Here is a 10,314-nt window from a genome sequence, read left to right as displayed (position 1 = left end):
GAGGACACCTGGCTCGGCGACGAACGCTACATCGGCGAAGGCCAGATGGCGGAGGAGGTGGGCTCCACGGAGATGGGCCTGATCTACGTCAACCCCGAGGGGCCCATGGGCAACCCGGACCCGCTCAAGGCCGCGGCGTTCATCCGCGAGACCTTCAAGCGCATGGCCATGAACGATGAGGAGACCCTGGCGCTGATCGCCGGCGGGCACACCTTCGGCAAAACCCACGGCGCCGCCATCGCAGACGATTACGTTGGCCCCGAGCCGGAAGGCGCCGATCTGGAAACACAGGGCCTGGGCTGGCTCAGCACCTACGGGACCGGGAAAGGACCGGACACCATCACCTCCGGCCTCGAGGTCACCTGGACGGACAAACCCACCCAGTGGAGCAACCGCTTCTTCGAGATCCTGTTCGGGCACGAATGGGAGCTCGTCAAGAGCCCCGGTGGCGCCCACCAATGGGTCGCCAAGGACGGCCCGGAAATCATCCCGGACGCCCACGATCCGGCGAAGAAGCACCGGCCAACGATGCTCACCACCGACCTGTCGCTGCGCGTCGACCCCGTCTACGAGAAGATCTCCCGGCGCTTCATGGAGAACCCGGACGAGTTTGCGCTCGCATTCGCGAAGGCCTGGTACAAGCTGCTCCACCGCGATATGGGCCCGGTCGGCCCGCACATGCTCGGACCGTGGGTCCCCGCCCCGCAGCTCTGGCAGGACCCCGTCCCGGAGGTGGACCACGAGCTGGTCAACGAGCAGGACATCGCCGGGCTCAAGGCCCAGCTCCTGGACTCGGGCCTGTCCGTCTCGCAGCTCGCCGGCACGGCATGGACCTCCGCGTCCACCTTCCGCAAGACGGACAAACGCGGCGGAGCCAACGGCGCACGGATCAGGCTGGAACCCCAGCGCGGCTGGGAGGCCAGTGAGCCCGAACAGCTGGGATCTGCGCTGCAGGCGATCGAGGCGGTACAGCAGCAGTTCAACTCCGCCCAGACCGGGGGTAAGAAGGTCTCGCTTGCAGACCTGATCGTCCTCGGCGGCTGCGCGGCGGTGGAAAAGGCCGCGAAAGACGCCGGCTTCGCCGTCACCGTGCCGTTCCGGCCGGGCCGCACCGACGCCGCCCAGGACCAGACCGACGTCGAGTCCTTCCAGTACCTGCAGCCGAGGGCGGACGGTTTCCGCAACTACGTGCGCCCCGGAGGGAAGCTCCAGCCGGAGACTCTCCTGCTCGACAAGGCGTACCTGCTGGACCTCTCCGCGCCGGAGATGACAGTACTCGTTGGCGGCATGCGCGCGCTCGGCACCAACCTCGGCGGATCCACCCACGGCGTCTTCACCGACAGGCCGCAGGTGCTGACGAACGACTTCTTCGTCAATCTGCTCTCCCCGGGGACCAAGTGGAAGGCCTCGGAGACGGAGGAGGACGTCTACGAGATCACCGACGCCGCCACCGGCGAGCGGAAATGGACCGCCACAGCGGTGGACCTGGTCTTCGGATCAAACTCCCAGCTCAGGGCGCTGGCTGAGGTCTATGCCAGTGACGACGCCAAGGAGAAGTTCGTCAACGACTTCGTTGCCGCCTGGGTCAAGGTCATGGAACTTGACCGGTTCGATCTGAAGTAGGAACGGCATCCGGGCCGGCTGCCGCTGCGTCAATGACCAACGCCCCGCCCTCCGTCTGCACGGAGGGCGGGGCGTCTCGGCGTCGGGATGCCGGGAGGGCTGGTTTCAGAGATCGTCTTCGGGCCGGGCGGCGAGTATCCGGTTGGCCCTGACCTGCAGAATGCCGAGCGACTCCTGGATCAGGGGCGATGCGAGGCTGCCCTTGCGCACCGCAGCGACAATCCGGCGGGCGGGCTTCCCTTTGCCGGTAATACGCAGTCGAACAACGTTTTCGGCACTGCGCAGGGGCGCCAGCCGCGGCAGCAGTCCCACGCCCAGCCCCGCACCAACGAACGCGATCTGGGTTTCCCATTCAACGGCCTCATGGGCAATCCGCGGTGTCACCCCGACTGCCGTGAACGCCGCGGTGAACAGGGAATGGTAGGTGGAACCGGCGGCCTCGGTGATCCAGGGTTCCGACGCCAACTCTTCGAGCGTCACCGTTTCCCGCGATGCCAACGGATGGTCGGAGGGAATGATCACGTCAAGTGGATCGTCGAGCAGGACGGTCTGCTCGAAGCGCGGATCGTCCTCAAGATAGGTGTCGGACTGCATGGCGACAATGACCGCGAGATCAATTCGCTCGGCAACCAACAAATCGAAGCAGCGGTCCGGGTCGGCCTCGAGGACCTGCACCTCCAGCTGGGGGCGTGTGGAGCGCAGGGTGGCGGCCAGCGGCGCGAGCAACTGGGCTGCCGCCGTCGAGAATCCGCCAAGCCCAAAACGGGACTGCACCTGGTCGCCGGCCGCCATGGCCGCGGCGCGCAGCCTCTCCCATTCCGCAACGAGGGTGTCCGAGCCCGCCACGAGATAACGGCCCGTAGCGGTCAGCCGCACGCCCCTGCCGTCCTTCGTCAGGAGCTGCATTCCCAGCACACGCTGGAGCTCCCGCAACTGTGCGGAGACGGCGGAGGGGGAATAGCCCGTGAGCTCCGCTGTTGCGCCAACGGTGCCGCACCGGGCAAATACCCGGAGTGTTATGAGCCGTGGATCGATCATGCACCCATTGTGCACGGTTATCTCCTGAATCTTGCGCTTTTGTTGCAGATCGATCGTCCCTAATCTCATGACTACAAGGTTTTCGACGACGGCTGCACCCCCAACCCGTGGTCTCCACAAAACGCACACTTATTACCCAGCCCTTCCGGGAGGAACACATGTCTGCTCCAGTGCACATGCCGCTTAATTCACGCGGCAAACTCGCTTCCTCATTGCCTGCCGAGCAGCTGGCGGAAATCACCGCATTGTTCGATTTCCGGCGCGTGGGATATTCCCTCGATGCCCCCTTCTACACCGATCGGACGATCTTCAGCATCGACATGCAGGCAATCTTCGGCCAGCACTGGATCTTTGCCGCCAGCACCGCCGAGCTCCCGGAGCCGGGCGACTACGTCACCGTCGACTACGGTCCCCACTCCCTGATCGTGCTCCGCAATGACGACGGCGGCGTGAACGTCCTGCACAACGTGTGCCGTCACCGCGGCGCCCGCGTCCTCACCGAACCCGCGGGGACAACGGGAAACCTGGTATGCGGCTACCACTCCTGGACCTACTCCCCCGACGGCAATCTGATCCATGCCTCGGCACCGGGGGAAACGAAGTTCGACAAGGGCTGCTTCGGCCTCAAGCGCGCCCACAGCCGCGTGTTCGCCGGACTCATCTTCGTCTGCATTGCCGACGAACCGCCGACGGATTTCGACGAAACGGGAAAGATCTTCGAGCCTTACCTCGCGCCCCACGATCTGTCGAAGACGAAAGTCGCCTACCAGCAGAACATCATCGAGGAGGGCAACTGGAAGCTCGTCATGGAGAACAACCGTGAGTGCTACCACTGCGATGGCCACCCGGAACTCGCCTGTTCCCTCTTTCCCACCTGGGGCCTGACGGAGGGCCTTGTCCCGCCCCACCTCGAAGAAGTGTGGGACCGCAACAAGGAAGCTCAGTCCTCACTCGAGGAGCGTTGCCGCCGCTATGGCCTTCCCTACGAAGTGGTCGAGGAGCTCGACACCCGCATCGCGGGCATCCGCATCTCACGGGAGTCGCTCGACGGTGACGGCGAATCGTTCTCGCCCGATGGGCACAGGCTCTCCAAGAAGCTGCTCGGCGACCTGCCGGACTTCCGCCTCGGCCGCTGCTCGATGCACCTGCAGCCCAACAGCTGGTTCCATTTCCTCGGGGACCACGTCATCACCTTCGCCGTCTTCCCCGTCAACGAACACCAGACACTGGTACGCACCACCTGGCTGGTGGCTGACGATGCCGAGGAAGGCGTCGATTACGACCTGGAGAAACTCACCTACACCTGGAAGCAGACCAATCTGCAGGACAAGGCGTTCGTGGAGCTGTGCCAGAAGGGCGCCGGCAGCCCCGCCTACGAGCCCGGCCCGTACATGAAGAGCGAATACCAGGTCGAGGCGTTCATCAACTGGTACGTGCAGCGTGTGCAGGAGCACTTGGCATGATTGAACTCCGCACCGTCACGGCAATCCAGGAACCACAGCGCATCCGCGGTCTTGAGATGCCGTGGAACAGGGTGATGGGCAGCACCGAGGGACCCGCCAGCGCCGCCCGCGCGTTGGGTCCCTGGCATCCGCAGGAGTTCATGGCCGAATGTGTCGAGACCGTTCCCGAGGCCGGCGGCATGATGACCTTTGTGTTCCGCCGTTCCGACGGTGCCCCCCTGGCGTTCCGTCCGGGCCAGTACGTCAACGTCGCCTTTCCCGTGAACGGTGAGGACCAGGACGCGGTGGACCGCAGCTACTCGCTGTCCAGTTCGCCCACCCAGCCGTGGACCTTCAGCATCACCGTCAAAAGCGACCCCACGGGCCTGGTCTCACCGTGGGTGCACGGGAACGTCAAACCCGGCACCGTCCTCGAGATGCTCGGACCGGTCGGGGCATTCCACCTGCCCGACGCCGACCGGCGGGCCCGGTACCTCTTGCTGGCCGCCGGCGCAGGCATCACCCCCATCATGTCGATGGTGCGGACCATCCACTCCCTGCCCGGGCAGGCCGACGTCGTGGTGCTCTATCACGGATCAGCGGCCGGTGACTTTGCGTTCCACCAGGAGTTGGCCTACATCGCCTCCGTGGACTCGCGCGTCAAGGTCTTCTACTCCCTGGGCGACCGCAGCCAACCCGAGGGCTGGGAGGGGCTCACCGGAAGGCTGACGGCGGCCATGCTCGATGCGGTGGCCCCCGATGCCAACGGCCGCCAGGTCTACGCCTGCGGCCCCGAGGGTTACCTGAACACCGCCACCGAGCTCCTCGGGAAGGTCGGCGTCGACGACACCTCCATCAACGTGGAATTCTTCTCTGGAGACCGCCAGACGCTCCTCGAATACCAGGCGGAGCTCGCGCTTGCCGTGGACATTGCGGAGGAAATCGCCGAGGAGATCGCCGATTCCGCCGAGGACTACTACGAAAGCCAGCCCACCGCGTTCGGGCTCTACGAGCCCGGCTACGACGCCGAGGGAACCCTGAAGGCCACCGGAATGCCGCTGGAAACCGTCGACCCGGACGCATCCTGTCCCGAAGCCCCCGACGGCGGCGCAGACGGTGCGCCGGAGGCCGGGTCCCCCGATGCCGCGAGCTTCGACACGGTGGGAACGGGAAGCCTCACACTGTCCTTCATGCGCACCGGCATCAATGTGCGCATCGACCCCACCGATCACATCCTCGGGGTGGCCCAGCGTGCGGGCGTCAGGATCGGCGCGAACTGCAAGGAAGGCATGTGCGGCTCCTGCAAGATCGTCAAGCTTTCCGGTGAGGTCGACATGAACCACCAGGGCGGGATCCGGGCACGTGAAATCGATGCAGGCAAGTTCCTGCCCTGCTGCTCCACCGCGCAGACCGACCTGGTCATCGATGCCTAGCCGCCTGCTCTAGGCCGGACAGCTTCAGGTTGACCCCGATTTGCTTCACGAATTTTCAATCTCCAACCCCATAGGAGCCATTCAATGTCAGGTAACAAAGCCGTTGCATACAAGGCGCCGGGGATCGTCGAAATCATCGATACCCCCTATCCCACCTTTGAACTGCAGGCCGGTCCCGGCGTCAACCCCGTCAATGTCGGCCGGAAGGTCCCGCACGGGGTCATCCTGCGCACCGTGAGCACCAACATCTGCGGCTCGGACCAGCACATGGTCCGCGGCCGCACCACCGCCCCTGCCGGGCTCGTCCTGGGGCACGAGATCACCGGGGAAGTCATCGAGACCGGGCCCGACGTCGAATTCATCAAGGTCGGGGACATCGTCTCGGTCCCCTTCAACATCTCCTGCGGGCGCTGCCGGAACTGCAAGGAAGGCAAGACCGGAATCTGCCTGAACGTGAACCCGGACCGTCCCGGGTCCGCCTACGGCTACGTGGACATGGGCGGCTGGGTCGGCGGGCAGGCGGAGTTCGTCCTGGTTCCCTACGCGGACTGGAACCTGTTGCGGTTCCCCGATCGGGACCAGGCCCTGGAGAAGATCATGGACCTGACCATGCTCTCGGACATCCTCCCCACCGGTTTCCACGGGGCCGTCACAGCAGGTGTCGGCGTCGGGTCCACCGTCTACGTTGCCGGGGCCGGGCCCGTAGGGCTTGCCGCGGCGGCCAGCGCCCAACTGCTGGGGGCGGCGGTGGTCATCGTGGGTGATCTCAATGAGGACCGCCTGGCCCAGGCCCGGTCCTTCGGCTGCGAAACCGTCAACGTGGCCAACGGCGACCCGGCTGACCAGATCGAGCAGCTTCTCGGCGTCCGCGAGGTCGACGCCGGTATCGACGCCGTCGGTTTCGAGGCCCGCGGACACGGCCACGGCGCCGGAGCCCAGGAGGCGCCGGCCACCGTGCTCAACAGCCTGATGGACCTCACCGCCGCCGGCGGTTCCGTGGGCGTTCCCGGCCTTTATGTCACCGGGGATCCGGGTGCCGCGGACGCGGCCGCCCAGAAGGGCAGCCTGTCCCTGTCCCTGGGCACCGGCTGGGCGAAGTCCCTCTCCTTCACTACCGGCCAGTGCCCGGTGATGAAGTACAACCGGCAGCTGATGATGGCCATCCTGCACGACAGGATCCACATCGCCAAGGCGGTCAACGCCACCGCCATCTCACTCCAGGATGCCCCGCGCGGGTACGCGGAATTCGATGCCGGCGCCGCCACGAAGTATGTCCTGGACCCGAACGGCTACCTCAGCAGCAACTAGCTCCAGGTAAAGGAACGGGTTCACTCCAGGCAGGCACAAGCGGTCGGTGCACCATCCGGAACATGCTGGTGGCGCACCGGCCGCGCCGCCTTTAACTGAAGCGCCGAAACTAAAGCGCCGGCCGCCGTCGTACTGAACTTACGGGCGTTGTGCCTTGCCTGCCCAGCAACGCGACGGTTGACCGTCGGCACGTCGCAGGCTTTCGCCGGGTGGAATCGGCTTTCTTGGAATAACGGCGTACGTCAAACTCCCGCCACCGCTCAGTACGCTTTGACCCGCTGTTCCACAACGAGATGGATCAGGGCGAAGACACCCTCATCCTCGATGGCGGCCAGGGCGGCGTCGAGCGCGGCCGGAACGTCCTTGTCCTCGGTGACGGTGATCCCGAAACCGCCGAACGCCTTGGCCATCAGGCCGAAGTCCGGATTCTTCAGCTGGGTCCCGGAGACACGGGCCGGATAATGCCGCTCCTGGTGGGTGCGGATGGTCCCGTATTCCTGGTTGTCCATGACGATGACCAGGGGCGTGGCCCCGTACTGTGCAGCGGTGGCCAGCTCCTGGCCGTTCATGAGGAACTCCCCGTCCCCGGCAATTGTGACCACGCGGCGCCGGGGTTCGGCCAGGGAGGCTGCGATGGCCGATGGTACCGAATAGCCCATCGAGCCGTTACGGGCGCTGATCATGGAGGCGTAGCGGCGGGTGGGAAAGTAGCGGTGGGCCCAGTTGGTGTGCTCACCCGCACCGAACGTCACCATCGCATCCTCTGGCAGCCTCGGAACCAGATTGGCCATCAGAGTGTCCATCCTTGCCTGCCCTGCTGCCGGCGAAGCCGGCGGCAGCGCGGCGAACCGCTCCTGCTCCCCCCGCATCCGGTTGGTCCAGGCCTTCCACTCTTCCTTCGCCGGCAGGTCGATTTCCACCAACTCGCGGACGAAGGCCTCGGGCTTGGCCAGGATCTGCCGCGAAACGGGCCCTGAGCGGCCACGGAGTGAGGGGTCCACCGTGACCAGGAAGTTCTTTTTGTTCCAGTCCTGCCGGCAGACGAAGCCGTCCGTGACCACGTCGCCGGGCACTGTCCCCACAAACACCAGCAGGTCGGTTTCCTCCAGCAGATCGTACGTGGGGCGGGGACGGCCATAGCCAATGGGTCCTACATAAGACGGCGAATCGAAGGACACTGTCCCCTGCGTCCGCCATTCAGCGACTGCCGGGATATGGTGCCTTTCCAGCCACCCCGTCAGCTGGTCGGCGGCTTCCTGCGTCCAGTCGTTGCCGCCGGTGACGAACAGCGGTGTGCGTGACTCCTTCAGGGCGGCTTTCAGGGCAACGGCATCGGTGCTGCTCATGCCGCCGGCCGCAACCGGGATAACGGGATGCAGGGCCGGATCGATCTGCTGGCGGATGATGTCTTCCGGCAGGCCCACCACCACGGGCCCCGGACGTCCGCTCATGGCCGCAAACATGGCCTCGGCCACAATCTCGGATGCCCGCTCCGCATGATCGAGGACCATGACGCGTTTTGCCCCGGTATCGAACCACGCCTTGATATCGAACTCCTGGAACGCCTCGCGGTCCCGGTGCGCGAACGGGATAAGGCCAACGAACAGCAGCATGGGTGTGGAGTCCTGCCAGGCCGTGTGCAGCCCAACGTGCGCGTTCGCTGCGCCGGGCCCCCGGGTCACCATGGCTATGCCGGGACGCTGGTGCATCTTGCCGTCGGCCTCAGCCATGTAAGCGGCGCCGCCTTCATGCCGGCAGACCACGGTTTCAATGTCCGAGTTATGCAGGCCGTCCAGGACGTCCAGGAAGCTCTCCCCGGGAACCACGTAGCTTCGCTCGATGCCGTGGGCCACCAGGGAATCAACAATCACATGCCCGGCCGACGTGCTGGCGGGGAGGGCGTTGGCTGCGGTCAGGGTTTCTTCAGTTTCAGTTCTCATGTGCTTTTCTTGGCTGTTCGGAGTGGTGGGCATTCGTCTACCTAAGGCTGGCGAGGCCTACTTGATGGGTGTCCGGTTGGCGATGACGGGGGCGCTGCCGGTGAAGCCTTCACGGGCCTGGGCGATGTCGCGGATGCGGTGGCGGCAGGCGTACCAGCCGGCGACCATGAGGGCTGAGGCGATGGCGGTGACGAGCATGGTCAGGGGTGAGTCGATGAAGACCATGATCAGGACGCCGGCGAGGAAGAGCAGGGAGAGGTAGCTGGTGTAGGGGGCGCCGAACATGCGGAAGGAGGGGCGTTCGAGCCAGCCTTTGTCTGCCCAGCGTTTGAGTTGGATCTGGCAGAGGACGATGGTTGCCCAGGTCATGACGATGCCGACGGAGGCGACGTTCAGGACGATTTCGAAGGCCTGGGCGGGGACGAGGTAGTTCAGGGGGACGCCGAGCAGGGACACGGCGGCGGTGATGGCGATGCCGCCGTAGGGGACGCCTGCTTTGTTCATGCGGGAGGCGAATTTGGGGGCGGAGCCGTTCACTGACATGGAGCGCAGGATCCGGCCGGTGGAGTAGAGGCCGGCGTTGAGGGAGGACAGGGCGGCGGTGAGGACTACGAGGTTCATGATGACGTCGACGCCTTGGATGCCGATGGAGCCGAAGAAGGTCACGAAGGGGCTGACGCCTTTTTCGTAGGAGGTGTAGGGCAGGAGCAGGGCCAGGAGGATGACGGAGCCGACGTAGAACACGGCGATGCGGAAGACCACGGAGTTGATGGCTTTGGGCATGATTTTTTGGGGGTTTTCGGTTTCGCCGGCGGCGGTGCCGACCAGTTCGATGGAGGCGTAGGCGAACAGGACGCCCTGCATGAGGATGATCATGGGGAGCAGGCCGTTGGGGAAGATCCCGCCGTTGTCCGAGAGGAGGCTCAGGCCTACCTGCTGGCCGTCCACGGGGGTGCCGAAGATGACGAAGTATGTGCCGACCACCAGGAAGATGACCAGGGCGGCGACCTTGATCAGGGCGAACCAGAATTCCATCTCGCCGAAGACCTTGACGGAGACCAGGTTCAGGGCGAGGACCACCAGGAGGGCGGTCAGGGCCCAGGCCCATTGCGGGACGTCGGCCATCCAGGGGATGTAGTTGCCGAAGAAGTTCATGTACAGGGCGGCGGCGGTGATGTCCACGATGGTGGTGGTGGCCCAGTTGATCCAGTAGAACCAGCCGGAGACGAACGCGGCTTTCTCGCCGAAGAATTCGCGGGCGTAGGAGACGAACGAGCCCGAGGAGGGCCGGTGGAGTACCAGTTCGCCCAGGGCCCGGAGGATGAGGAAGGCGAAGAAGCCGCAGACTGCGTAGGCGATGACCAGCGAGGGGCCTGCGGCGTTGAGGCGGCCGCCGGCGCCGAGGAACAGGCCGGTACCGATGGCCCCGCCGATGGCGATCATCTGGATCTGCCGGGGTTTGAGGTTCTTGTGGTAGCCCTGGTCTTCCGCGTGCAGGGCAGTCTCGGACGCGTGCGCGTGGCCGCCGTC

7 protein-coding genes are annotated in these 10,314 nt (G+C 65.3%); 4 read left to right on the top strand and 3 right to left on the bottom strand.

All coding sequences use genetic code 11. From position 1 onward, the window contains the following. On the top strand, nt 1-1,623 hold a 1,623-nt coding region (gene katG / locus DBR22_RS19980), incomplete at its 5' end, for a catalase/peroxidase HPI (protein ID WP_108600436.1). Nucleotides 1,624-1,728: 105 nt separating this feature from the next. Here the strand turns inward: katG and DBR22_RS19975 are convergent. After that, nucleotides 1,729-2,661, bottom strand: a complete 933-nt coding sequence (locus DBR22_RS19975) for a LysR family transcriptional regulator (protein ID WP_108600435.1) — start codon at nt 2,659-2,661, stop codon at nt 1,729-1,731. Nucleotides 2,662-2,819: 158 nt separating this feature from the next. Here DBR22_RS19975 and DBR22_RS19970 point away from each other — a divergent pair, with 158 nt between their 5' ends. From DBR22_RS19970 to fdhA, 3 genes are all read left to right on the top strand, one after another. After that, the gene (locus DBR22_RS19970; protein ID WP_108600434.1) at nt 2,820-4,124 is read left to right on the top strand and encodes an aromatic ring-hydroxylating oxygenase subunit alpha; all 1,305 of its coding nucleotides are present in this window, start codon (nt 2,820-2,822) and stop codon (nt 4,122-4,124) included. Further along, the gene (locus DBR22_RS19965; protein ID WP_108600433.1) at nt 4,121-5,536 is read left to right on the top strand and encodes a ferredoxin reductase; all 1,416 of its coding nucleotides are present in this window, start codon (nt 4,121-4,123) and stop codon (nt 5,534-5,536) included. The genes DBR22_RS19970 and DBR22_RS19965 overlap by 4 nt, the downstream gene beginning before the upstream one ends. Nucleotides 5,537-5,620: 84 nt before the next feature. Continuing rightward, complete coding sequence (gene fdhA / locus DBR22_RS19960) at nt 5,621-6,844, top strand: formaldehyde dehydrogenase, glutathione-independent (protein ID WP_108600432.1); 1,224 nt, start codon at nt 5,621-5,623, stop codon at nt 6,842-6,844. A 260-nt stretch (nt 6,845-7,104) separates the two neighbouring features. On the opposite strand, the gene DBR22_RS19955 is transcribed toward fdhA, so the two are convergent. Next, complete coding sequence (locus DBR22_RS19955) at nt 7,105-8,784, bottom strand: thiamine pyrophosphate-dependent enzyme (RefSeq protein WP_108600431.1); 1,680 nt, start codon at nt 8,782-8,784, stop codon at nt 7,105-7,107. Between the two features lie 57 nt (nt 8,785-8,841). Then, nucleotides 8,842-10,314: amino acid permease (locus tag DBR22_RS19950; protein ID WP_258229334.1), on the bottom strand; the 1,473-nt coding region annotated here is incomplete at its 5' end.

The organism is Arthrobacter sp. HMWF013 (genome assembly GCF_003061105.1).
Lineage (GTDB): Bacteria > Actinomycetota > Actinomycetes > Actinomycetales > Micrococcaceae > Arthrobacter.
Note: the sequence above shows the minus strand (reverse complement) of the source record. Positions and strands in the feature narration are given on the sequence as shown.